Source organism: Actinomycetospora soli, from assembly GCF_021026295.1.
Taxonomy (GTDB): Bacteria; Actinomycetota; Actinomycetes; order Mycobacteriales; family Pseudonocardiaceae; genus Actinomycetospora; species Actinomycetospora soli.
This window is the reverse complement of sequence record NZ_JAJNDA010000001.1, coordinates 14,253-36,177: the sequence shown is the minus strand read 5'-3', so window position 1 is coordinate 36,177 and position 21,925 is coordinate 14,253. Positions and strand designations below refer to the sequence as shown.

General features: G+C 74.5%; 26 protein-coding genes. 13 read left to right on the top strand and 13 right to left on the bottom strand.

From position 1 onward, the window contains the following. The first annotated feature begins 69 nt into the window (after window positions 1-69). The 8 genes from LN037_RS00220 (at window position 70) to LN037_RS00185 (ending at window position 5,824) form a co-directional block, all read left to right on the top strand. Window positions 70-777 carry a hypothetical protein gene (locus LN037_RS00220; protein WP_230748705.1) on the top strand — a complete coding sequence of 236 codons (708 nt, stop codon included), beginning with the start codon at window positions 70-72 and terminating at the stop codon, window positions 775-777. After that, entirely contained in the window at window positions 778-1,581 is an 804-nt protein-coding gene (locus LN037_RS00215) for an IclR family transcriptional regulator (protein WP_230748703.1), read from the top strand. It begins immediately after the preceding gene. Further along, window positions 1,568-2,392, top strand: coding sequence for a 2-keto-4-pentenoate hydratase (locus LN037_RS00210; protein WP_230748701.1), 825 nt, complete (start codon window positions 1,568-1,570; stop codon window positions 2,390-2,392). The genes LN037_RS00215 and LN037_RS00210 overlap by 14 nt, the downstream gene beginning before the upstream one ends. Continuing rightward, complete coding sequence (locus LN037_RS00205) at window positions 2,389-3,147, top strand: 2-keto-4-pentenoate hydratase (RefSeq protein ID WP_230748699.1); 759 nt, start codon at window positions 2,389-2,391, stop codon at window positions 3,145-3,147. Before LN037_RS00210 ends, LN037_RS00205 begins: the two co-directional genes overlap by 4 nt. An 8-nt stretch (window positions 3,148-3,155) precedes the next feature. Then, complete coding sequence (gene thmT / locus LN037_RS00200) at window positions 3,156-3,359, top strand: 2-hydroxymuconate tautomerase (protein ID WP_230748697.1); 204 nt, start codon at window positions 3,156-3,158, stop codon at window positions 3,357-3,359. After that, window positions 3,359-3,739, top strand: a complete 381-nt coding sequence (locus LN037_RS00195) for a Rieske (2Fe-2S) protein (protein WP_230748694.1) — start codon at window positions 3,359-3,361, stop codon at window positions 3,737-3,739. Before thmT ends, LN037_RS00195 begins: the two co-directional genes overlap by 1 nt. A 76-nt stretch (window positions 3,740-3,815) precedes the next feature. Further along, on the top strand, window positions 3,816-5,003 hold the full coding sequence (locus LN037_RS00190; RefSeq protein WP_230748692.1) for a cytochrome P450: 1,188 nt from the start codon (window positions 3,816-3,818) through the stop codon (window positions 5,001-5,003). A 44-nt stretch (window positions 5,004-5,047) separates the two neighbouring features. Then, window positions 5,048-5,824 carry an endonuclease/exonuclease/phosphatase family protein gene (locus tag LN037_RS00185; RefSeq protein ID WP_230748690.1) on the top strand — a complete coding sequence of 259 codons (777 nt, stop codon included), beginning with the start codon at window positions 5,048-5,050 and terminating at the stop codon, window positions 5,822-5,824. Here the strand turns inward: LN037_RS00185 and LN037_RS00180 are convergent. The 4 genes from LN037_RS00180 to LN037_RS00165 all read right to left on the bottom strand — a co-directional run bounded on the left by LN037_RS00180 (window position 5,808) and on the right by LN037_RS00165 (window position 8,937). Next, window positions 5,808-6,251: a universal stress protein gene (locus tag LN037_RS00180; protein WP_230748688.1), complete on the bottom strand. Its 444-nt coding sequence runs from the start codon at window positions 6,249-6,251 to the stop codon at window positions 5,808-5,810. The genes LN037_RS00185 and LN037_RS00180 overlap by 17 nt on opposite strands. A gap of 26 nt (window positions 6,252-6,277) precedes the next feature. Beyond that, window positions 6,278-6,493: a hypothetical protein gene (locus LN037_RS00175; RefSeq protein WP_230748686.1), complete on the bottom strand. Its 216-nt coding sequence runs from the start codon at window positions 6,491-6,493 to the stop codon at window positions 6,278-6,280. Further along, window positions 6,490-7,887, bottom strand: coding sequence for a Rieske 2Fe-2S domain-containing protein (locus LN037_RS00170; protein ID WP_230748684.1), 1,398 nt, complete (start codon window positions 7,885-7,887; stop codon window positions 6,490-6,492). The genes LN037_RS00175 and LN037_RS00170 overlap by 4 nt, the downstream gene beginning before the upstream one ends. Before the next feature lie 111 nt (window positions 7,888-7,998). Beyond that, window positions 7,999-8,937 (bottom strand): cytochrome c oxidase assembly protein, encoded by a 939-nt coding sequence (locus LN037_RS00165; protein WP_230749476.1) that lies wholly within the window; start codon window positions 8,935-8,937, stop codon window positions 7,999-8,001. 52 nt (window positions 8,938-8,989) lie between these two features. On the opposite strand from LN037_RS00165, the gene LN037_RS00160 reads away from it, so the two are divergent. Next, a complete protein-coding gene (locus LN037_RS00160) occupies window positions 8,990-9,895 on the top strand; it encodes an NADP-dependent oxidoreductase (protein ID WP_230748682.1) in 906 nt (301 codons plus the stop codon). Window positions 9,896-9,956: 61 nt separating this feature from the next. Here the strand turns inward: LN037_RS00160 and LN037_RS00155 are convergent, their stop codons facing one another. From LN037_RS00155 to LN037_RS00145, 3 genes are all read right to left on the bottom strand, one after another. After that, window positions 9,957-11,150 (bottom strand): L,D-transpeptidase, encoded by a 1,194-nt coding sequence (locus LN037_RS00155; protein ID WP_230748680.1) that lies wholly within the window; start codon window positions 11,148-11,150, stop codon window positions 9,957-9,959. Window positions 11,151-11,303: 153 nt separating this feature from the next. Then, window positions 11,304-12,443: a PEP/pyruvate-binding domain-containing protein gene (locus LN037_RS00150; protein WP_230748678.1), complete on the bottom strand. Its 1,140-nt coding sequence runs from the start codon at window positions 12,441-12,443 to the stop codon at window positions 11,304-11,306. Window positions 12,444-12,475: 32 nt separating this feature from the next. Further along, the gene (locus LN037_RS00145) at window positions 12,476-14,260 is read right to left on the bottom strand and encodes a PEP-utilizing enzyme (protein WP_230748676.1); all 1,785 of its coding nucleotides are present in this window, start codon (window positions 14,258-14,260) and stop codon (window positions 12,476-12,478) included. Window positions 14,261-14,403: 143 nt separating this feature from the next. On the opposite strand from LN037_RS00145, the gene LN037_RS00140 reads away from it, so the two are divergent. Both LN037_RS00140 and LN037_RS00135 read left to right on the top strand, forming a co-directional pair. Continuing rightward, window positions 14,404-15,036: an HAD family hydrolase gene (locus tag LN037_RS00140; RefSeq protein ID WP_230748674.1), complete on the top strand. Its 633-nt coding sequence runs from the start codon at window positions 14,404-14,406 to the stop codon at window positions 15,034-15,036. Next, window positions 15,033-15,791, top strand: a complete 759-nt coding sequence (locus tag LN037_RS00135; protein WP_230748672.1) for an SDR family NAD(P)-dependent oxidoreductase — start codon at window positions 15,033-15,035, stop codon at window positions 15,789-15,791. The genes LN037_RS00140 and LN037_RS00135 overlap by 4 nt, the downstream gene beginning before the upstream one ends. On the opposite strand, the gene LN037_RS00130 is transcribed toward LN037_RS00135, so the two are convergent. The 3 genes from LN037_RS00130 to LN037_RS00120 form a co-directional block, all read right to left on the bottom strand. Continuing rightward, window positions 15,788-16,687 carry a serine protein kinase RIO gene (locus LN037_RS00130; RefSeq protein WP_255692745.1) on the bottom strand — a complete coding sequence of 300 codons (900 nt, stop codon included), beginning with the start codon at window positions 16,685-16,687 and terminating at the stop codon, window positions 15,788-15,790. The two genes, LN037_RS00135 and LN037_RS00130, sit on opposite strands and share 4 nt — an antisense overlap. A gap of 225 nt (window positions 16,688-16,912) precedes the next feature. Next, a complete protein-coding gene (locus LN037_RS00125; protein ID WP_230748669.1) occupies window positions 16,913-17,428 on the bottom strand; it encodes an SRPBCC family protein in 516 nt (171 codons plus the stop codon). Then, entirely contained in the window at window positions 17,425-17,736 is a 312-nt protein-coding gene (locus tag LN037_RS00120) for an ArsR/SmtB family transcription factor (RefSeq protein ID WP_230748667.1), read from the bottom strand. The genes LN037_RS00125 and LN037_RS00120 overlap by 4 nt, the downstream gene beginning before the upstream one ends. A 158-nt stretch (window positions 17,737-17,894) precedes the next feature. Between LN037_RS00120 and LN037_RS00115 the strand changes: the two genes are divergently transcribed. Together LN037_RS00115 and LN037_RS00110 are read left to right on the top strand one after the other, a co-directional pair. After that, window positions 17,895-18,752 (top strand): DUF1003 domain-containing protein, encoded by an 858-nt coding sequence (locus LN037_RS00115; RefSeq protein WP_230748666.1) that lies wholly within the window; start codon window positions 17,895-17,897, stop codon window positions 18,750-18,752. A 10-nt stretch (window positions 18,753-18,762) separates the two neighbouring features. Next, complete coding sequence (locus LN037_RS00110; protein WP_230748664.1) at window positions 18,763-19,464, top strand: M24 family metallopeptidase; 702 nt, start codon at window positions 18,763-18,765, stop codon at window positions 19,462-19,464. Window positions 19,465-19,491: 27 nt separating this feature from the next. On the opposite strand, the gene LN037_RS00105 is transcribed toward LN037_RS00110, so the two are convergent. Genes LN037_RS00105 through LN037_RS00095 form a run of 3 tightly spaced genes read right to left on the bottom strand, consistent with a single transcriptional unit; the run spans window position 19,492 to window position 21,856 of the window. Further along, entirely contained in the window at window positions 19,492-19,908 is a 417-nt protein-coding gene (locus tag LN037_RS00105) for a tautomerase family protein (protein WP_230748662.1), read from the bottom strand. Beyond that, the gene (dmpG, locus tag LN037_RS00100) at window positions 19,908-20,942 is read right to left on the bottom strand and encodes a 4-hydroxy-2-oxovalerate aldolase (RefSeq protein WP_230748660.1); all 1,035 of its coding nucleotides are present in this window, start codon (window positions 20,940-20,942) and stop codon (window positions 19,908-19,910) included. The genes LN037_RS00105 and dmpG overlap by 1 nt, the downstream gene beginning before the upstream one ends. Continuing rightward, a complete protein-coding gene (locus LN037_RS00095; protein WP_230748658.1) occupies window positions 20,939-21,856 on the bottom strand; it encodes an acetaldehyde dehydrogenase (acetylating) in 918 nt (305 codons plus the stop codon). Before LN037_RS00095 ends, dmpG begins: the two co-directional genes overlap by 4 nt. Window positions 21,857-21,925: the final 69 nt, after the last annotated feature.

Below are 21,925 nucleotides of genomic sequence, written 5' to 3'. Positions count from 1 at the left end.
AGCGTTCCGGGGAGAAGACCTGCCGTTCCGGAAGCCGGAACGATGCCCGGGACCCGACGAGGAGGCGACGTGGCCGACCCGATGGCGATGCGACGGGCCGTCGCGGGCTACGTCGAGGGCATCCACGCCGCGTACGCCCAGCAGGCGGCGACGTTCCCGCCCGCCGTGCGGGGACGGATGCCGCTGCTCGCCGCCGGACGCTTCACCGTCGTCGCCGCCGGCGCCCGGCACCTGCACGTCCTCGCGACCACCGAGCCGCTCGGCCCGCTGCGCGGCGAGGAGGTCGAGCTGCCCGGCTCGCTCGAGGGCCTCGACTGGGTCGTCCGGTTCTACGACCCGGTGGTGCTGCCCGCGCTCGGGCTCGTCGACGAGGGCGCCGGTCCCCGTCCCGCCGACGTCCGGGGCACGTTGGGCATCTCCACGGTGCTCTACCACCTCGTGACGCAGCCGGGCTCCGGGCTCTCCCCGCACCACGCCGGCCACGTCGGATCCGGACTCGCCGCCGGGCACTCCGCGGCGGCCCGCGACTTCGACGCCCTGCGCTCGCGCGCCCGGGGCCGGGAGATCCTCGTGGACGAGATGCAGGGCGCGGCGACGGCCGGGCTTGCCCGGGCGCAGGTGCTGCTGGCCCGGGCGATCGCGCCGTACGACGCCTCCGTCGGGGAGGCGGTGGACGCCGCCCTGCGCCCCGGCGCGGCGGTCGACCCGGACGCCGTGCGCCGCGTCCTCGTCACCGCCCTCGGCGGCACCCCGGCCGGCACCGCGGGGGCGGTGTGAATGGACGCGACGCTGCAGTCGGTCACCAACGCCGCGCGCCTGCTCAAGGCGTTCCTGTCCCGCGAGGAGACGCTCGGGGTCTCCGAGCTGTCGCGGCGGCTCGGCCTCGGCAAGTCCGCCGTGCACCGGCTGCTCGCCACCCTGGCCGCGGAGGGTCTCGTCACCCGCGTGGAGGGCGGCGGCTACCGCCTCGGCATCGTGATGTTCGAGCTCGGCGAGGTCGTGCGCTCGCACATGGACCTGCACGCCGCCGCGGGGCCGGTACTCGTCGAGCTGCGGGAGCAGACCGGGGAGTCCTCGCAGGTGGGCGTGCTCGACGGGGACGAGGTGGTCTACGTCGACCGCCTGGAGAGCACGCACTCGCTGCGGCTGTTCCACGAGACCGGGCGCCGCGTCCCGCTGCACTGCACGAGCTCGGGGAAGGTGCTGCTCGCGGCGATGTCCGCCGAGCGCCAGGAGGCGATCATCGCCCGCGGCTTCCCCGCCCTGACCCCGCACACGATCGTCGCCCCCGACGCCGTCCGCGCCGAGCTCGCCGCCGTCCGCCGGCGCGGTTGGGCCGACGCGATCGACGAGCGCGAGATCGGCGTCGCCTCGCTCGCCGCCCCCGTGCACGGGCCGGGCGGGGACGTCGTCGCCGCGATCAGCGTGGGGGCGCCGGCGCTGCGGTTCCGGGCCCTCCCGCGGGAGCACCTGGTCCGGTGCGTGGTCGAGGCCGGGGAGGCCGTCTCCCGCCGGCTCGGCTGGAGCCCGGAGAACCTGTCGTCGGGAAGGATCGAGGAGACCCTGCATGCCCGTGTCTGACCCGGAGGCCAAGGCCCGCGCGCTCTACGACGCGCGGCGCACGCGGACCCCGATCCCGCCCTTCACCGACGACGACCCGACGCTGGGGATGGCCGACGGCTACGCGATCCAGCGCGAGCTCGTGCCGCTGCTGCTCGCCGACGGCGACCGGGTCGTCGGGTACAAGGTCGGGCTGACCTCCACGGCGATGCAGCGGATGGTCGGGGTGGACACGCCCGACCACGGCCCCGTGCTGGCCTCGACGGTCTACCGCGACGGTGACGTGCTCTCGCTCGCCGACTTCATCGCGCCCAAGGTCGAGGCCGAGATCGTCTTCGTGATGGGGGAGCGGCTGGCGGGGCCCGGCGTCGGCCCGACGGACGCGGCCCGGGCGGTCGCCGGCGCGGCGGCGGCGATGGAGATCGTCGACTCCCGCATCGCCGACTGGCGCATCAAGCTCGCCGACACCGTGGCCGACCTCGCCTCCAACGGCGCGGTCGCCGTGTCCTCCCGGCTGGTGCCGCTCGAGGGGCTCGACACCCGGCTCGTCGGCATGACGTTGACGCGCAACGGCGAGCTGCTCGACACCGGCGCCGGGGCCGCGGCGCTGGGCGACCCGCTCGCGGTGGTGGCGTGGCTCGCGAACGTGCTCGGCGAGCACGGCGTGGCGCTGGAGCCCGGGCACCTGATCATGACCGGTGCGCTGCACGCGGCGGTCCCCCTGGCCGCGGGCGAGGTGTACCGGGCGGAGTTCGACCGGCTGGGTCCGATCAGCATCAGGGTGGCGGGAGACGCAGCGGAGCGGGGCTCGACCCAGGGAGGACCGGCGTGAACCACGAGGAACTCGCGGCGCGGCTGTCGAAGGCCGTCGCGGACCGCACGGCGATCGAGCCGCTGACCGACGAGCACCCCGACCTCGACCTGGAGACGGGGTACGCCGTGCAGCGTGTGCTGCGCGAGCAGGCCGGTCCGCTGGCCGGGTGGAAGCTCGGCGTGACCTCGCGGGCGAAGCAGGCGCAGGTCGGGGTGTCGGCCCCGGTCTGCGGCTTCCTCCCGGCCGCCGCGGCGCTCGACCTCGGCGAGCCGCTGGCGGCGGGCGAGCTGATCCAGCCGCGGGCCGAACCGGAGATCGTGTTCGTCCTGGGCCGCGACCTGCACGGCGCGCACTGCACCGCCGTGGACGTGCTCTCGGCGACCTCCGGGCTCGCGGTCGGCATCGAGGTGCTCGACTCCCGGTTCCGCGACTACCGCTTCACCATGGCCGACGTCGTCGCCGACAACACGTCCGCCGCCCGCTACGTGGTGGGCACGCCGGTGCCGCCCGCCGGGATCGACGTGCGCCTGGTGGGCGTGGTGCTGGAGCGCAACGGCGAGCTGGTCGCGACGGCGTCGGGTGCCGCGTCGCTCGGGCACCCGGCCGCGGCCGTCGCGTGGCTGGTGCGCCGGCTCGCACTGTCGGGGGAGGGGCTGCGCGCCGGGGAGGTCGTCCTCTCCGGGGGGCTCACCGCGGCGACCCCGGTCGCCCCCGGCGACGTGGTGACCGTGTCGATCGACCGGCTCGGCACCGTCGAGATGGCCGTCGTCTAGGAGGAACCGTGCCCCTCGTCCAGATCACCCTCGCCCGCGGGCGGACCCCCGAGCAGCTCGCCGCGCTGGGGGAGAAGGTCACCGCGGCGGTGTCGGAGGCCGTCGGCGCGCCCGCGGGCAACGTCCGCGTCGTGGTCACCGAGTGCGAGCCCGAGCACTGGTTCGTCGGCGGCGAGTCGCTGGCCGAGCTCCGGGCGTCCGGGAAGCGGTAGTGCTCCTCGCGCTGGGCGACCCGGCCGGGCGCACCGCCTGGACGGTCGCGAGCCCGGACGGCCGGGAGTTCGCGGTCTTCCTGGCTCCCGACGATGCGGCGGAGCACGCCGACCGGGGGTCGGTGCGGGTGACCGACGCCGGCTGCCCGCACCGGGGCGGGCCGATGGTCGAGGGCCGGGTCCGCGACGGCGAGGTCCGCTGCCCGTGGCACTGGTACCGGTTCGACCTCGACACCGGGCAGTGCCGCACCACCGACCAGCACCGGCTCGGGGTGTACCCCGTGGTCGAGCGGGACGGGGCGTGGTTCGCCGAGGTGGGCGAACCGCCGCCGGTGCTGTCCTGGGCGGAGCGCCTGCGGGCGCACGCGCAGGGGGAGTGAGGGCGGCGTAAGCGGGAGCGTGCTTCCGTTTGTGGTGTTACGGTCGGTGGTGCCGCCGTCGTGAGGAGTCACCACCGTGTCCGTCGAGGCCAGCGAACTGCCCCTGCACGTCCAGCGCGACCGGTTCGACCCGCCCGCCGCGATCAGCGCCCTGCGCGACCGGCCCGGCCTGGAGCGGGTGCACGACTCGCTCGGCCGCGAGGCGTGGCTCGTCACCCGCTACGACGAGGCCCGCGAGGTGCTGGGGGACGCGACCCGGTTCTCCAACGAGCGGGTGCCCGTGGTGCCGATGCCCGGGATCGACCCCGAGCAGATGCGCGCCGGTCAGCTGCTCGCCCTCGACCCGCCGGAGCACACCCGCCTGCGGCGGCTGCTGACCGGCGAGTTCACCGTCAAGCGGATCCGCCGGCTGCAGCCGCGCCTGCAGGAGATCGTCGACGAGCACCTGGACGCGATGGCCGCCGCCGGACCGCCCACCGACCTCGTCACCGACTTCGCGCTGCCGATCCCGAGCCTCGTCATCTGCGAGCTGCTCGGGGTGCCCTACGACGACCGGGACGACTTCCAGCGACGTGCGTCCCAGCAGATCGACCTGACGCTGCCGATGGCCGAGCGCGGGAAGGTCGCCCTCGAGTCGCGGGAGTACATGGGCGGGCTGGTCGACCGGGCGGTGGCGGACCCCGGCGACGACCTCCTGGGCATGCTGGTCCGCGAACACCGCGACGACGTGACCCGCGACGAGCTGATCGGCATCGCCTCCCTGCTGCTCATCGCCGGCCACGAGACCACGGCGAACATGCTGGCGCTGGGCACGCTCGCGCTGCTGCGCCACCCGGACCAGGCCGCGCTGCTGCGGGACGACCCGGAGGCCGCGGCCCCGGCCGTCGAGGAGCTGATGCGGTTCCTGACGATCGTGCACGCGGCGGTGCCCCGCGTCGCGATCACGGACACCGAGGTGGGCGGCCAGCGGATCGCCGCGGGCGACATGGTGCTCGTGCAGCTCGCCGCGGCCGACCGGGACCGGGCGCTCGCCGAGGACCCCGACCACCTCGACATCGGCCGTGCGGCCGCCCCGCACGTCGCCTTCGGGCACGGCGTGCACCACTGCCTGGGCGCGCCGCTGGCCCGGATGGAGATGGCGACGGCGTTCCCCGCGCTCCTGCGCCGCTTCCCGACGCTGGCCCCGGTGACCGACGTCGAGCGGGCCGACTTCCGCGAGGGCACGTTCATCTACGGCATGCGGAGCCTGCCGCTGACCTGGTGACCCCCGCACGGCGCGCGGCGTTGTGATCGGGGAGGGTGCGTGCCGTGCGCCTGGCGACGTTCAACCTGTTGCACGGCCGTTCCCCGGCCGACGGCGTCGTCGACCCGGACCGGCTGGTCGCCGCGGTCGCCTCGCTCGACGTCGACGTGCTGGCGATCCAGGAGGTCGACCGCGGGCAGGACCGGAGCGGCCGCGCGGACCAGACGTCGCTCGTGGCGGGCGCGCTCGGGGCCGGTGACGCCCGCTTCGTGCCGGCGCTCGTGGGCACGCCCGGGGAGTCGTGGCGTCCCGCGGAGGTGGGCGACGTCGACGCCGAGCCGACCTACGGGGTGGGCCTGGTCAGCCGGCTGCCGGTGGCCCGGTGGCGGCGCATCCCCCTCGGGTCGTCCCCGGCACGGCTGCCGCTGCTGATCGACGCCCGGCGTCCGGCCCTCGTGCGCGACGAGCCCCGGGTCGCGGTGGCGGCGGAGCTCGCCGGGCCCGGCCCGGTCGGCACGGTGGTCGCGACGCACCTGTCGTTCGCCCCGGGGGTGAACGTGGTGCAGCTCCTGCGCCTGGCGCGCGCGCTGCGGGACGCCCGACCGCCGATCGTCCTGCTCGGGGACCTCAACCTGCCGGGCCCGGTCCCGCCCGCGGTCCTGCCGGACTGGCGGTCGCTGGCGCGGGCCGCGACGTTCCCCACCGAGGACCCGCGGGTGCAGCTCGACCACGTGCTGGCGCGGGACGCGGACACCCTCGAGGTGACCCGCTCCGCCGCGCTGCCGCTGGCGGTCTCCGACCACCGGGCCCTCGCGGTCGAGGTGGTCACGGCACGACCGTGACCGGCCACTTCCCGGCCTTGATCAGCCGCCCGGCGAGCGAGCCGACGAACCGGTGCCCGGCCTTCATCGAGGCCCCGACCACGACGGCGTCGGCCCGCAGGTCGTCGGCCGCCCGGACGATCTCGAGGTAGGGGTCGCCGTGCACGGTGAGCAGGCGCGCCTCCATCTCCAGCAGCTCCAGGTACTCGCGGGCCTGCGCGTGCAGGTCGCTGGCGAGCTCGTGGGCGGACTGCGCGAGCACGGTGACGGCGTCCGCGGACATGCCCGACAGCGCCGGTGTCGTCGTCACCGTGATGACGGCGAGGTCGCTGTGCTGGCGTCGGGCGAGCCCGACGGCGTACGCACCCGCCCGCAGCGAGGTCACCGACCCGTCGACGGCGGCGAGGATGACCGACGGGCCGTCGGTGCCGAGCTCGAACTCACTCACGACCCCATCCTGCTCCCGGGACGGGCTCAGTGCTCGGGTTCGTGCCCCCGCGCGGTCGCACCCGTCGTCGTGACCTCCCCCGTCCAGCCGCAGCCCGCGCACCAGCAGTAGAAGCGGCGCTCGTCGCCCTCCCAGAACTCGCTGGCGAGGTCGAGGGCCGCCGCGCACGCGGGGCAGTACCGGGGCTGGTCGCGGCGGTGGGCCTCGGCGTCGGCGGTGAACCGGCGGTCGGGGACGGTCATCGCGGGACGAGGCCGGAGTCGACCTGCGCGTCGGTGCCCGGCTCGAGCGTCGCGGTGCCGATGCCGCCCACGGGCGTGAACGACTCGCGCCCGGCGGCCTTGTCCTTGCCCACCTGCTCGGCGGCCGAGAGGTGGACCTTGCGGATGGTGTCGAGCACCGGGGAGAAGCGGGTGGAGCCCATGTCGCAGAAGTCGAGCGCGAACTGCGCCCCGCCGGCGTGGAACTTGTCCTTCTCGCACGGCAGGTCGATGCGCTCGTGCGGCTCGCGGACCGTGCCGAGCGGGTCCTCGCCGTTCTCCACGGCCGCCATCTGCTGCTTGAACATCTTGCGCAGCATCGACACCCCGATGTCCGAGCGGCCCAGGTGCTCGGTGGTGCGATCGGCGATCGGGCCCTGCGTCGCCCAGGCCATGATGTCCTGGCCCTCGACGTAGTTGACGACGTGGCGGCCCTGGTCGTCGAACACCGGGATCTCGTAGTCCGGGATCGTCGGCTGCTCGAGGGGCTCGTAGCCCTCGGGCGCGTGGACGGTGTAGAGCATGAACCGCGTCGTGGTGCGGTTGATCGGCACCCGGATCTGCATCTGGTGGATGCCGCCGCCGCCGACGCGCATGTTGTACGGGAAGACGAGCGGGTGGCCGACCTTCCAGTCGTCGTTGTCCTCGCTCGCGCCGGACAGGATGCGGCGCTTGATGATCCCGTACTCGAAGGCGTCGAACCCGATCCGCTGGTGCTTCTTGCCGAACGACGCCGGGGCGGTGAACCCCTCGTGCGCCCCGATGAACTCGAAGTACCGGCCGTGCAGGTGCTCGACGTGGTGCGGGTCGACCGCGTTCTCCATGATCTGCACGTAGTTGCACGGGACGTCCGCCCAGCCGATGTCGCGGAACCCGTCCATCACGTAGACGTCGAAGCGGGGGAGCAGCGGCGCCGGGCCGGGCCCGACGTAGGCCCACACCAGCCCGCCCAGCTCCTCGACCCGGCCCGCGGTCGCGCGGACCCGACCCTGGAAGTTCGTGTTGTCCTTCTCGGCCGGCTGGTCGACGCACGCGCCCTCGGTGTCGAACTTCCACCCGTGGTACGGGCAGCGCAGGCCCTCGCCCTCGACGACACCGTAGGCCATCGACGCCTTCCGGTGCGGGCAGGGCTCGGGGATGATCCCGTACCGGCCCGACGGCGAGCGCCACAGCGCGAAGAACTCGCCCAGCAGCTCCACGCGCTTGACCGGGAACTCCGCCATCTCCCGCGCGAACGCCACCGGGTACCAGTAGCGGCGCAGGACCTCGCCCATGCGGGTCCCCGGTTCGACGGCGGTGAGTTCGTCGTTCTGCTCGGCGGTCAGCACGGCGGCCTCCAGGCGGTGTCGTGGCGGTGTCGTGGTGGTGCCCGTCACGGTAGGGAGCGCCCGGTGGCCGACGGAAGCGCGCTGTGCCGCGCTGCGGGACACGGCCCCGGTCCGCTCGCGCGAGGCACGCCGGGCAGGGAGCGGGTGGGAGCAGGTGCCTCAGTGCTCGCCGCGGTCGAGCCGGGCCAGCATCCGGTTGTAGGCGGCGAGGGCCTCGTCGTCGTCGTCGAGATCCGCGGCGCGGTCCGTGCGACCCGCCCCGGTCTGCTCCCGGAAGGCGTCCTGGCGGGCCGACTCCAGCCACGGCCCGAAGTCGACCTTCGCCGACGCGTCGGTGACCCACAGCCGCCCGAGCAGCACCATGATCACCATCATCAGGCCGTCCCCGACGACCCACATGAGCGCGCCGCCGAGGTGCACGCCCTCCAGGTCGTACGAGGGGAACATCGTCGCCGGCGCCTGCATGAGCACCACCCCGACGAGGGTGTCGACGCCCATCGCGAGCGCCATGAGCACGTAGCGCACGAAGTAGGCCGGGCGGTTCGGCAGCAGGTCCACACCGATCGCGACGTGGAAGAACAGGACGCCGGCGACCAGGTAGAGCCCCTGCTCCGCGTGGTGCAGGGCCATCGAGCCCGCCATCGCCTCCATGAACGACGTCAGGTGCGTCAGCACCACCACGAGCGCGTAGAACACGAGGACGGTGCCGGGGAAGAACAGGGCCCGCGACGCCCGCGAGTCGAGGGCCGCGTCGAACCGGGCGCCCGCCCGCTCCGGCAGCGCCGACCGCAGCAGCTCCAGCGGGTGGGCCGCGACCCAGAACGCCGGCAGCACCATGATCAGCATCAGGTGCATGACCATGTGCACCGCGAACGCCTGGTGCCCGAAGACGGCGATCCCCGAGTTCCAGGTCACCACGGCGGAGGCGATCGCGGCGAGGAAGGACAAGGTCCGCCGCACCGGCCACGCCCCGTGTCCCCGGGCGGCCGCCAGGTAGAGCGCCGTCAGCACGAGGAGCACCGCGTTCACGCCCCAGGCGGGCGACCCCGTCGTGAGCACGTCGGCCCACGCCGGACCCGGGGTCGGCCCCATTGGCATCTGCACGCAACCATTTTGCGCCCCTCCGGGGACCGGAGCAGGATGCGGCTCCGTGCGCGGGTACGGATTCGTCGCGGTCGGTGGTCCGGAGCAGCAGGCGTGGATCGAGGTCGACGAACCGACCCCGGGGCCGGGCGAGCTCCTCGTCGCAGTGCGGGCGGCCGGGGTGAACCCGGGGGACTGGAAGGTCCGCGACGGGTCCTACGGCATCAGCGGCCCGGCCGTGCTGGGGCGCGAGGTCGCGGGCCCCGTGCTGGCGGTCGGCCCGGACGTCGACGGCTTCGCGGTGGGCGACGAGGTCTTCGGCGGCTGCCCGGACATGCAGGGCGGCTGGGCGCCGCGGGCCCGCGTGACGGCGGGCTTCGCCGCGCAGCGCCCCACGGCCGTCAGCCCGGAGGACGCGGCCGCCCTGCCCGTGGCCGCGGGCACCGCCTGGGACGCGCTCGAGCAGCTCGACCTCGCGGCCGGGAGCACGCTGCTGGTCAACGGCGGCGGCGGGGGCGTCGGCATCCCCATGATCCAGCTCGCCGCCGCCCGCGGCCTGCGGGTGGTGACGACGGCCAGCCCCGGCAAGCACGCGATGCTGAGCGGCTTCGGCGCCACGCCCGTGGCGTACGGCGACGGCGTGGTCGACCGCCTCCGCGAGGTCGCCCCGGACGGCGTGGACGGCGTGTTCGACCTCGTCGGCGGGGACGCCCTGCGCACCGTCGCGCCCCTGCTGACCGCCCCGTCGGAGCTGATCTCGGTGGCCGACTACGGCCTGTCGACCGAGCTCGGCGGCCAGCAGATCGTGCGCGACCGCAGCACCGCCGTGCTCGAGCGGCTCGTCGGCCTCGTCGCCGACGGCACGCTCGACCCCCACGTCACCGACGTCCGCCCGCTCGAGGAGGTCGAAGCCGCCCTCGCCCTCGTCGAGAGCGGCCACGCGACCGGCAAGGTGATCGTGACCGTCGCGTGACGAGCCGGCGTTCCTGCCACGGGACGCCGGCCACGACGCCGTGCTGCCGCGAGGGGGACCCCTACACCGGCAGCGCCGACATCGACTGCCACTCCTGCCACGTGAGCGACCAGTCGTAGATGTCGGTACGCGGCATCGGCACGGGGCTGCCCGTCACCTCGACCGGGTCCCCGAACATCGCCGTGTCGAAGTACGCCTCCGCGTCCTTCGTCGACAGGTTCACGCAGCCGTGGGTGACGTTCTCGTTGCCCTGGGCGCTCGTCGAGAGCGGGTTCGCGTGGATGAACTCGCCGTTGTTCGAGATCCGGACCGCCCACTTCTCCGGCACGTTGAAGTAGCCGTACTCGGGGTTGGTCATGAGCTTGGTGGCCTCCTTGCTCATCACCACGTGGACCCCGTTGGTGGTGTTGCGGTTCGGGTCCGACCCGAGCCCGTAGCTCGCCGGCACCGTCATCACCGTCTGCCCGTCGCGCACCACGACCATCTGGAACGAGTTCACGTCGGCCTTGACGATCTGCGAGCGGCCGATCGTGAAGTGCGACGTCACGACCGGGCCGCCCCAGGCGCCGCCGCCCAGGTCGACCCCGGTGAGGTTCGCGGCGACGTCCACCACCGTGCCCGGCTTCCAGTACTCCTTCGGCCGCCAGTGCGCACGCGAGCCCTGCTCGGCGTCGGGCAGCCAGGCCCAGGAGCCCTCGGTGGGCACCGACGTCCGCACCTGCAGCGCCCGCTGGGCGGCGGCCTTGTCGGCGACCTCGCCGTTGAACTGCACGATGATCGGCGCACCCACGCCGACGGTCGCGTCGTCCGCGATGTTGATGTTCGCCGCGATCCTCCGCTGCGGCGTGACCGTGCTGAACGACCCCGAGACCGGAGTCGGGGTGCCCGCCGCGTCGACGGCGAGCCCCTTCCACGTGTAGGTGGTGCCGTAGGCGAGCGTCCCGGTCGAGGTCCACCCGTCGGGCGTCGGCCGCCCGGGCACCGCCTTGCCGTCCGCGCCCATCAGGGCCACGTCGGTCAGCCGCCCCTCGGCCACCGTCACCACGGCGGGCGAGGCCGGTGCCACGTCCGTCGCCCCGTTCGCCGGGCTCAGCGTGACCCGGGCCTCCGGCGCCGCCGGTGCCTCCGATCCCGCCTGCGCCGAGGCCCCGGGCGTCGAGCCCGAGGCCCGGTCCACCGTGCCCCACACCGTGATCGCGGCGAGTGCCACCGCGAACGTCACCATCAGCCCGAGCACCGCGCGCCCGAGTGCCATGCCACAACCCCCAGCCGTTCCGCGCGTACCCCCGCCGGCACGCCGTAGAGACGGACGCCCACGGGGGCGTCCGGTTCCACCATCGTGCACCGGGGGTCCGACGGTCACCGGGTGCCACCCCGGTGAGCGCGGCGACACGACGCGCCGGACGGGCTACCGCCCCGGGATCGGCTTCCCGGAGAACAGGTACTTCTGGGCGAGGGCCACCGGGTCGTAGGCCGGGGCCGCGGTGGCCTCGGGCTCGACGGTGGTCACCGGCCGGGTCTGCACGATGCAGACCGGGTCGCCGGCGCGGCGGTGGCGGCCGATCACCCACTCCACGTCGACCGGATGGCCGTAGTGGTCCTCGATCGACGTCACCGCCGCGGCGATGGCGGCGACCTGCTCGTCGTCGAGCACCCGGCGGTCCGCGAGCTTCGCGGGCATGTCGATCTCGGTGACCGCGCCGCAGGCGAAGTCGAACGCCGACACCACCTTCTTGTGCGCGACGTCGTAGCGCAGCAACCGGCCGTCGGCCTTGCCCACCTCGACGTGGTCGGGGTCGACCAGGCCCTGCACGATCGCCTCGCCCCAGCCCCAGCTGGTCTCGATCACGATCCGGTCCCGCTTGCCGGTCACCGGGTGCACCGAGAAGGCGACCCCGGAGGCGCGGGCGTGGATGAGCTCGATCACCCCGACCGCGATCGGCATCTCGTGGTGGCTGATGCCACGCCGCAGCCGGTAGGCGAGGGCCCGGGCCGTGAACAGCGAGCCCCAGCAGCGGCGCACCGAGTCGACGACCCGCTCGATCCCGGAGACCCCGAGGTAGGTGTCGAAGATCCCGGCGAAGGAGGCGTCCGCGGCGTCCTCCCCGGTGGCCGACGACCGGACGGCCACCGGCACGTTCACGTCGACGCAGCGCAGGCACAGCTCCTCGTAGGCCTCGGTGAGCCGCGCGGTGAGCGCCTCCGACACCGGGGTCGTCACGAAGAGCTCACGGATCGCCGCGGACGCGGCCTCCACCGCCCCGTCGTCCGGATCGGGCCCGAGGCCCGTCAGGACGGCGTCGATCCGGCCGTCGAGGCCCGAGTCGGCGCAGTGCCTGCGGTAGGCCTCGACGGTCACCGCGAACCCCTGGGGCACCTGCACGCCCGAGGCCAGCAGCTCCGCGAGCCGACCCATCTTCGCGCCGCCGCAGGCGATCGCCTCCGCCGGCGCGACCTCGTCGAGCCAGGCGATCGCCGCGCAGCTGTGCCGCTCGGTCCCCTGACCGTCCGGGCCGTCCGGGCCGTCCGTGCCGTCCGCGTCGCTCATGGCCACCACCTCCGCCGTCCCCGACACCACCGTCATGCGTTGGCCCCCTCCACCGCCGGCGTCGCGGGTGCCGCGACGTCGGCGGCCCGCGTCAGGACCGTGACGGTGCCCGTGGTCCCGTCCACCTCGACCTCGTCGCCGTCGTTGATCGACAGCGTCGCCACGCCGGTGGCGGTGACCGTGGGGACGCCGTACTCCCGGCCGACGATCGCGGCGTGCGAGAGCATCCCGCCGCCGTCGCACACCGCGGCCGCGATCTTGCCGAACGCCGGCGTCCAGTTCGGCGAGGTCGACTCGCACACCAGGACCGACCCCGGCTCGAGGCGGTGCAGCTCGTCGGAGGACTGCAGCACGCGGGCGATGCCGCGGGCGGTGCCCTTGGCCGCGGCGACGCCGGAGATCGTCGTCTGCTGGGCGGCGTCGGGGTTCTGCACGGCCCGGATCGAGTTCGGGTTCAGCCCGAAGATCTCGATGAGGATCGGGTCCTCGACCGCCTCGGGGATCGTCCCGAGCACCTTCGGCATCTCGCCGCGGCGGCCGTGCCAGTGGTCGAAGTACTGACGCCGGTCCTCGACCAGCGAGCGCAGCCCGGCGTCGTAGGGCCGTTCGCCGGTGGCGACGTCCATGAGCTCGGGCCAGAAGAGGTAGAGCATGTCGTCGTTCCGCTCGGCCTTGACGCGGTTCGCGAGCTCCTGGCAGCCCCAGCGCAGGGGCAGCATGACCTTGAGGTCGATGTAGTAGTTGTGGTCGTCCTGCCACCAGGGGAAGTTGGCCTCCTGGTTGGAGGCGAGCCCGGCGTCGAAGACGGCCTGCTCCTCACGGGTGAGCCCGGCCCGCGCGTTGTCGATGGCCTCGTCGCGCTCGGCGAGGGCGTTGCGGGCGGCCGCCTCGAAGTCGTGGGCGTCGCCGCGCTGCAGGAACGTCTTGACCAGGTCCAGCGGGATCGTGTTGTCCTCGATCCAGGCCGGGACCCCGACGTCGCAGGTCGCCTCGGCGCGCCAGCCGTAGACCTGCAGGAAGTCGTCGAACTCGGTGAGCCACTGCGACGCGGCCCCGCCGTGGCGGCCCAGCGCGTCACGCAGCTGCGAGCCGGCGTGCGCCTGGAAGACGCCCTCGAGCCCGGCCGCCCGGGCCTTCATGGCCAGCGCGTAGAGCGCGCGGTCGGTCTCCATGATCTTGGTGTCCTCGCCCTGGAGGAACTTGCCGATCTCGTTGGGGTCGATCCCCATGTCGGCGCACGCCCCGTAGAAGCCGAGGAAGTTGGCGAGCATCGGGTACATGACGCCGAAGTGGATCTCCATCGACCGCTTGTGGTAACGGCGGCCCTTGACCAGCAGCTCGGGGAGCTCGTCCCCGCGGGCCTGCGTGAAGTCCACCCCGCGGAAGTAGGACCAGGTGTTCTCGAGCTCGTCGCGGCCGCCCTCCCAGATGTGGCGGTAGTTCTGCAGGAAGTGGGGGAGGTTGGTGGCGATGCGTCCGGCCCGGGCCTCGATCTCGCGGGGATCGGTCTCGGGGAGGGCGCTGCCGTAGAGGTGGGTGCCGGCGAAGCGGGCGCTGACCCCCCGACCCGGCGGCAGGGGGAGGCTCTCGGCGGCGTGCTGGGTGCCCCAGCAGTAGCCGTCGCCGCTCCAGAGCGTGGCGCCGAGCGGCGTGAGGCCGCGCGACCAGTGGAAGTCGAGGAACCAGAACTGGTTCTCGTCGCCGGGCTTGAAGGGGCCGGCCGGGTCGACGATCCACGGCATGTCGAAGTACTCCGGCTTGTACCCGGGGTACCACTCGCCCGTGCTGTAGGCGTCCACCGGAACGATGTTGGACATCGGACCCTCCTCCGCGATGAGATCGAGCCGACCGTGATCCAACCGCAAGGGTGACGCAAGCAACACGTTCGCGGGACAGGAACGTTGCCGGGGCGCGAACGACGACCGGCACGGAGGGCGAGCGACCCCCTACCGTGCGGCGGATGAGAGCACTGCTGCTCGACATCGGGGGCGTCCTGCTCACCTCGGGCCACGAGCGCATGGCGTCCCTGGCGGCGCCGCCGGAGTTCACCGAGGTGCGCGGCGTGCTCGGTCCGCGCCCCGACCCGGCCTGGGACGACGTCCTCGCCGGCCGGGGCCGCGAACGGGCCTACTGGGCCGCCCGCGCCGCCGAGTACGGCGCGCTGTGCGGCGGCACGGGGACCGTCCCGGAGCTGATGGACGCCCTCTATGACGACGACGGGCCCTTCCGACCCGAGGTGATCGCCCTGATGGACGACGCCCACCGGGCCGGGCTCGCGGTCGCCGCGCTGACCAACGACCTCGCCGCCTTCCACGGCGACGCCGACCTCACCCGCCACCCGGTCCTCGGCCGGTTCGACACGATCGTCGACGGCTCGGTGACGGGGGTGCTCAAGCCCGACCCGCGGGCCTACGCGGGGGCGCTGCACGCCCTCGGGCTGCCCGCGGGGGAGGTCGTGTTCCTCGACGACATCCCGGGCAACTGTGCGGGGGCGCGGGACGCGGGGCTCGTCACCGTCGAGGTCGACCTGCGCGACCCCTCCGCGGCCGTCGGGCGCGCCCGCGACCTCCTCGCCCTGCGGGCCGCGGCATGACCCCCGACGACGCCGGCACCGCCGGCACCGCCGTCGTCGTCGGCGCCTCGGGTGCCCTCGGCTCGGCGATCGCGGAGCGGCTCCGGCGGGCCGGGCTCACGGTCGTGGCCGTCGCGCGGACGCCGCCCGACCCGGCGTCGGGCCTGGTCCCGTGCGGCGCGGACATCGGCGACGACGCGGCCGTCCCGGCGATCCGCGACGCGGTCGACGGGCTGGACCGCCCCGTGCGGATGGTGGTGCAGGCCGCCGGGCTCCCGGCGGCGGGACCGTTGCCGACGATCGAGCCGGCAGCCCTGGGTGCGGCCGTCGCGCTCAAGGTCGGCGGCATGCTGCGGCTGGTGCGCGCCGTGTCCCACCGGGTCCGGCCGGGTTCGCGGCTGGTCGCGCTCGGCGGGCACTACGGGAGCGAGCCGTCCCCGCACACCTGCGCGGCCGGGGTGACGAATGCGGCGCTCGCGAACCTGGTGCGCCAGCTCGCCGACCACCACGGACCGGACGGGGTCACCGCCCACCTGGTGGCCCCGGGACCCGCCGACACCGACCGGCTTCGGCGGCTCTCGCAGGCCCGGGCCGACGACCGCGGGGTCGACGTCTCGGTGATCCTCGACGAGCGCCGCGCGGAGTCCCCGCTCGGTGCGCTCGTGACGCCCGCCCAGGTCGCCTGGGCGGTCGCCACGCTGCTCGACCCCGAGGCCGACGCCCTCACCGGTTCCACGCTGGCTCTGGACGTCGGCGCCCGACGCGGTGTCTTCTAGGCGTCCCGGCCGGCCAGGCCCGCCTCCGCCACCAGGCGGTGGAACAGCGCCTCGGGGTCGATGCCGTCGTCCCGCGCGGTGGACCACCCGCCGATGCGGCGGACGTCGCGGACGAGGACGTCGGCCCCGTGCGGGTTCCCGACCAGGTCGACGACCTGGGGCAGGTCGATCAGCACGATCCGCCCCTCGTCGACGAGGACGTTGTAGGCGGACAGGTCGCCGTGCGTCCAGCCCAGCCGGGCGAGCCCGAGGAGGGCCTCGGTCAGCTGGTGCCACCAGTCCCGCAGCTCGGCGCCCGTTGGGCGGGTCGCCGCCAGCCGTGGCGCCGCCCTGCCCGCCGCGTCGCCGAGGAACTCCAGGATGAGCTCGGTGCCGTCCAGTGACACCGGGTAGGGCACGGCCACCCCCGCCGCGTGGAGCGTGCCGAGGGCGGCGAACTCCGCGCCGGCCCACTGCCCGGCCAGGAGCTCCCGGCCGAAGGCGGTGCGGTGGGCCATCGCCCGCGTCTCGCGGGACCGGCGGACCCGGCGGCCCTCCAGGTACGTGGCGTCGCGGTGGAAGGCCCGGTGCTCCGCGGAGCGGTAGCGCTTGGCCGCCAGCAGGCAGGCGGGCCCGTCCGGGACGGCGCGTTCGAGGAGGTGGACGTCGGCCTCCTTGCCCGTCTTGAGGACGCCGAGCTCGGTGTCGACCGCGCCCGCGGCGGTCACGAGCCAGCCGGGGGTGGGGCGGGGACCGTGGGTCGCGTCGGCCCAGGTGGACCAGCGGTCGCCGGTGGGCGGACCGCCGGTCCCGGTCCCGGGGTCGACCTCGGCCCGACGGCGGGTGGGGCGGTCGTCGTGGTCGTCGTCGTGGTCGTCATCGTGGTCGTCGTCGAACCGGCGACGACGGCGGGGCATGCGTTCGTGCACTCGAGGGCTCCTGGCGTGGGGTGGTCACCCCACGCGAGGGCGCCTCAGCGCGGGGTGCGGACGCGGCGGTATCGGGGCGCGCCGGAGCACGCCCGCGCACGGGCGACGGTCGACACGGGGCACTCCTCTCCTCGGTGCTCGGCGGCGTCCCCGGTCACGGGGCGCCTCGTCGGGCATTCACGCACGCGGCCGCGGCGCGCGCGAGCGATTTCCTCACTCCGGGACCGGCGCGCCCGCCGGCACGCCCGCCGCGACGTAGTCGTCGAAGTGCCGCCGCCAGGCGGGGGTCGCGCCGCCCGGTGCCTCCTGCGGGCGTCCCGTGAGCGCGGCGTCCAGCGCCTCGAGGCACACCTCCCAGCCGGCGGCGTTGCGCGCGGCGGTGTCCCGGCCGGCGAGGACCGTCGTGAAGGTCAGGCGGCTGCCGGTGCGCAGCGGGGTCACCTCGAAGCGCAGTTCGTCGCCGTCCCACGTGAACACCAGGAGCGACGGTGGGTCGTACGCCTGCACGGTCCCGGTCCCGCCGTCGCCGTCCTCGGCGAACGTGAAGGTGACCGTCCCGCCCGGCGTCGGCGACCCGCCGTCGGGGAAGGCGACGCGGGCCGGGAACCAGGCGGTGAGCTCGGCGGGGTCGCTGACCGCGGCCCAGATCCGCTCGACGGGGTCGGGGTACTCGCGCACGAACCGCAGGGCGGGCCGGGCGTCGATCTCGAGGTAGGTGCCGGTGGTCATCGGTCCTCCTGGTGGTCGTGGAGGTGGGCGTCGAGGCGGTCGAGGGCGTCCGACCAGAGCGCCCGGTAGGGCGCGAGCCAGGCCTCGAGCTCGACGAACGGGCGGGGGTCGAGCGCGTAGACGCGACGCTGCGCGTCCACGGTGGCGTGCACCAGCCCGGCGCGGCGCAGGGTGGCGAGGTGCTTCGATGCCGCGGGCTGGGCGAGGTCGAGGCGGTCGACGAGCTCGCCGACCGCGTGCGGCCGCTCCCGCAGCACGTCGAGGATGGCGCGCCGGGTCGGGTCGGCGAGCGCGGTCCAGGTGCTCACGACGGCGAATGTGCCAGTCTCGGCATATACCTGTCGAGGCATGCGCGATCGCCGCGCAACCCCGGCCCCGGACCCGCGTCTCTGGATCGAAACAGCACCGTGCGGGCGGGCCGGGCCCGGGCGGTGGGCGGGCGGGCCGGCGCGACGGGGGAGCTCGGGTGGCGGTGACGGACCCGGAGCGGGGCACGGTGGGCGACCGGGCGGCGACGTGGATGACGCGGCGGCTCAGCTCGATGGCCACGGTGTACGCGACCGTGGGGCTCTCGGCGCTGTGGATGGTGCTCGGCGCCCGCGGGGTCCTGGGCTTCGACCCCTACCCGTACCCGGTGCTGCTCTTCGTCGGGAACGTGGTGCAGCTGCTGCTGATCTTCGTGATCCTCGTCGGGCAGCGGACGCTGTCGGCGGCGGGGGAGCGGCGCTCGCAGCAGACCTACGACGACGCCCAGGCCATCCTGCGCGAGTGCCACCGGCTCCAGGAGCACATCGACGAGCAGGCCCGCGTGCTGAACCGGGCGGCCGCGCCCCCCGACCGGCTCGACCCCTGCGACACCGCGCCGATCCTCATCTCCCCGCCCGAGACCGTGGAGCCGGCCGCCGCCGGCCCGAACCGTCGTCTCGCCGCGTGGCTGATGCAGTGGCTCGGGTCGACCGCCGCCGTGGTGTGGACCGCGGTGATCGTCCTCGGCTGGATGGCCCTCGCGCTCGCCGGCGTGGTCCCGGACCCCTATCCGTTCCCGTTCCTGCTGTTCTGCTCGTCGCTGGCGCAGCTGGTGTTCATGTTCCTGATCATGGTGGGGCAGGACGTGCTCGGGGAGGCGTCCGACCGGCGGGTGATCCAGACGGCGAACCACACGGCGGTCGTGCTCCGGCAGTGCCGCCACCTGCGCCAGCACCTCGTGGCCCAGGACCGGCTGATCCTCTCGCTGGTGGGCGGTCCCGACGACGGGCCGCGGGCGCCGGCGCCGCGGTCGGCCGAGGGCCCCGTACAGGTGCGCCCGGGGCCGGAGGCCACCTAGGGTCGGGTGCGTGACGTCGCTCGACGAGGACACGAGGGCCGGGGAGCTCCTGCGGGCCGAGGAGCGGGCGGACGAGCTGTTCGCCGAGATCACCCGCCGGGGACTGGTCGCGCCCGGGGCGTGGGAGTCGGAGGTCAGCCGCGCCATCCGCGATCTCGGCGCGGACCTGTTCGGGACGTCCCGGTACTGGCACAAGCGGGTCGTCCGCTCCGGCGAGAACACCCTGCAGCCCTACAAGGAGAACCCGCCCGACCGCCGGATCGAGGCCGACGACATCGTCTTCGTCGACCTCGGCCCGGTGTTCGCGGAGTGGGAGGCCGACGTCGGGCGGACGTTCGTGCTGGGCGACGACCCGCACAAGCACCGGCTCACGGCCGACCTCGACGCCGTGTGGGAGGCGGGCCGGGCGTTCTACGAGGCCACGCCCGACGTCACGGCGGCCGGGCTCTACGAGCACGTGTGCGGGCTCGCCGCCGAGCGCGGCTGGACCTTCGGCGGCGTGCACAGCGGACACCTGGTCGGCGAGTTCCCGCACGACCACATCGACCCCGACCGCGTGCACAGCTACATCACCAGCGGCAACGACGTCGCCCTGCACGACGCGACCGACTCCGCCGGCCGCCGCTGCCACTGGATCCTCGAGGTGCACCTCGTCGACGCGGAGCGCCGGATCGGCGGGTTCACCGAGCAGCTGCTGTCGCTGCGCCGCTGACCCCGACAGCCGCGCCGACAGCCGCACCTACAGCCGCGAGGAGCGCGCCACGATCTCGTCCCGACGACGGGTCGCGGCGGGGACGCCGCCGATCGCCCAGTCGTCGGGCGGCACCTGGACGACCCGGCCGCGCACCCGGGACCGGGTGACGCCGAGGACGTCGCACAGCACGTCGGTCAGCTCGGCGAGCAGCCGGTGCCGCTGCTCGACCGGGCGCCCCTCGAGCACCGCCGCCGCGAAGTACGGCGCGGGGTCGCCGTCGACCGCCGCGGTCACGCCGCCGGTCATCCAGTGGTGCGGCGCGTGCATCGTCACGAAGGCCCGCACGCGGTCGACCGGGGACTCCAGCACGGCCGCGTAGCGCTCGCTGACGCGCCGGAGCAGGTCCTCGAGGCGGGCGTCGTCGTGGGCGCCCTCGACCAGGTGGATCTCGACGACGGGCATCAGCCCTCCTCGCGGGCCCGGGCCAGCTCGAGCGCCACGTCGATGATCATGTCCTCCTGGCCGCCGACGAGGCCGAGCTCGCCGCAGCGGCGGAGGATCTCGTGCGTGGGCACCTTGTAGCGCTCGGCCGCGTGCTCGGCGTGGAGCAGGAAGCTGGAGTACACGCCGGCCCAGCCCTGGACGATCGCGTTGCGGTCCATCTTGGGCCAGCGGTGCAGGTACGGGCGGACGACGTCCTCGGCGGCGTCGAGCAGGGCCATGACGTCGAGCCCGGTGCTGATCCCCAGCCGGTCGAACACCGCCGCGAGGACCTCGGTGGGGGAGTTGCCCGACCCGGCGCCCAGCGCGCAGAGCGACCCGTCGATCTCCTTCACGCCGACCTCGGCGGCGATCACGGAGTTCGCGACGCCGAAGGAGAGGTTCTGGTGCCCGTGGTACCCGACCCAGGCCTCGTCGCCGACCTCGGCCACGAGCGCCTCGAACCGGGCGCGGGCCTCGTGCATGAGCAGGGCGCCTGCGGAGTCGGTGACGTACGGGCACTGGCACCCGGCGTCGACCATGATCCGGGCCTGCTTCGCGAGGTCCTCCGGCGAGGTGCGGTGGGCCATCATGAGGAACCCGACGGTCTCCATGCCCAGGTCCCGGGCCACGCCGAAGTGCTGGGGGCTGACGTCGGCCTCGGTGCAGTGGGTGGCCACCCGCACCACCTCGGCGCCCGCGTCGTGGGCACGGCGCAGGTCGTCGACGGTGCCGATCCCGGGCACGAGCAGCACGGCGATCCGGGCGTTCCGCGCCTCCTCGCGGGCGGCGGCGATCAGGCGCAGCTCGTCGGTGTGGGAGAACCCGTAGTTGAAGCTCGAGCCGCCGAGGCCGTCGCCGTGGGTCACCTCGATGACCTCGACGCCCGCCCGGTCGAGCGCCCGCACGGTGTCGCGGACCTGCTGCTCGGTGAACTGGTGGGCCTGGGCGTGGGAGCCGTCGCGCAGCGTGGTGTCAGTGATCCGCACGTCGTGGCGGATCCCGGGCCGGCTCATGCCGCCACCCCCGCGCCCAGCTCGGCCGCGAGCAGCTCACCGACGCGCGTCGCGGCCGCCGTCATGATGTCGAGGTTGCCGGCGTACTCGGGGAGGAAGTCGCCCGCGCCGCGGACCTCGAGGAAGCTCGCGACGCGGCCCCGCCCGCCCCATTCGGGTCGTGGCGGGTCGAACTGCGGGTCGGCGCGCAGCGTGTAGCCGGGCACGTACTCCTGGACCCGCGCCACCATGGCCTGGATCGAGCCGGCGATCGCGGTGGTCGTCGCGTCGTCGTAGACCTCGCCGGGGATCGCGCAGTAGACGGTGTCGCGCATGATCATCGGCGGCTCGACGGGGTTGAGGATGATGATCGCCTTGCCCCGGGCGGCGCCCCCGACCTCCTCGACGGCGCGGGCGGTGGTCTGGGTGAACTCGTCGATGTTGGCCCGCGTGCCGGGTCCGGCCGAGCGGGACGCCGCCGACGCGACGATCTCGGCGTAGGGGACGTCGACCACCTGCGACACCGCGGCCACCACCGGGATCGTCGCCTGGCCGCCGCAGGTGATCATGTTGACGTTCGCCGCGTCGAGGTGGTCCGGCATGTTCACCGCCGGGCACACCATCGGCCCGAGGTGCGCGGGCGTCAGGTCCACCGCGCGGATGCCCGCCGCCTCGTAGCGCGGGGCGTTCGCCGCGTGCGCCCGCGCCGAGGTGGCCTCGAAGACGATGCGGGGGAGCGGGTCCTGCGCGAGCAGCCAGTCGACCCCCTCGGCCGACGCCGGGATGCCCGCCGCCCGGGCGCGGTCGAGCCCCGGGGACTCGACGACGCCGACCATCGCGGTCACCTCGATCGACGACGTGCGGGCCAGCTTCGCCAGCAGGTCGGTGCCGATGTTGCCCGGGCCGACGATGGCCGCGGGGACCTTGTCGCTCATGCGCCGACCGTGGCACGCGGCGGGCCCGCCGGGAACGGCTGCGTTCGCGAGACGGCAAAGCCCGGATCG

Coding starts and splice junctions, on each gene's coding strand:
- LN037_RS00150 (WP_230748678.1), bottom strand. CDS start 12,443: ATGAGCGACGCGGACGGCACGGACGGCCCGGACGGCCCGGACGGTCAG.
- LN037_RS00215 (WP_230748703.1), top strand. CDS start 778: ATGGACGCGACGCTGCAGTCGGTCACCAACGCCGCGCGCCTGCTCAAG.
- LN037_RS00130 (WP_255692745.1), bottom strand. CDS start 16,687: ATGCCCCGCCGTCGTCGCCGGTTCGACGACGACCACGATGACGACCAC.
- LN037_RS00095 (WP_230748658.1), bottom strand. CDS start 21,856: ATGAGCGACAAGGTCCCCGCGGCCATCGTCGGCCCGGGCAACATCGGC.
- dmpG (WP_230748660.1), bottom strand. CDS start 20,942: ATGAGCCGGCCCGGGATCCGCCACGACGTGCGGATCACTGACACCACG.
- LN037_RS00175 (WP_230748686.1), bottom strand. CDS start 6,493: ATGACCGTCCCCGACCGCCGGTTCACCGCCGACGCCGAGGCCCACCGC.
- LN037_RS00145 (WP_230748676.1), bottom strand. CDS start 14,260: ATGTCCAACATCGTTCCGGTGGACGCCTACAGCACGGGCGAGTGGTAC.
- LN037_RS00155 (WP_230748680.1), bottom strand. CDS start 11,150: ATGGCACTCGGGCGCGCGGTGCTCGGGCTGATGGTGACGTTCGCGGTG.
- LN037_RS00125 (WP_230748669.1), bottom strand. CDS start 17,428: ATGACCACCGGCACCTACCTCGAGATCGACGCCCGGCCCGCCCTGCGG.
- LN037_RS00105 (WP_230748662.1), bottom strand. CDS start 19,908: ATGCCCGTCGTCGAGATCCACCTGGTCGAGGGCGCCCACGACGACGCC.
- LN037_RS00210 (WP_230748701.1), top strand. CDS start 1,568: ATGCCCGTGTCTGACCCGGAGGCCAAGGCCCGCGCGCTCTACGACGCG.
- LN037_RS00165 (WP_230749476.1), bottom strand. CDS start 8,937: ATGCCAATGGGGCCGACCCCGGGTCCGGCGTGGGCCGACGTGCTCACG.
- LN037_RS00140 (WP_230748674.1), top strand. CDS start 14,404: ATGAGAGCACTGCTGCTCGACATCGGGGGCGTCCTGCTCACCTCGGGC.
- LN037_RS00135 (WP_230748672.1), top strand. CDS start 15,033: ATGACCCCCGACGACGCCGGCACCGCCGGCACCGCCGTCGTCGTCGGC.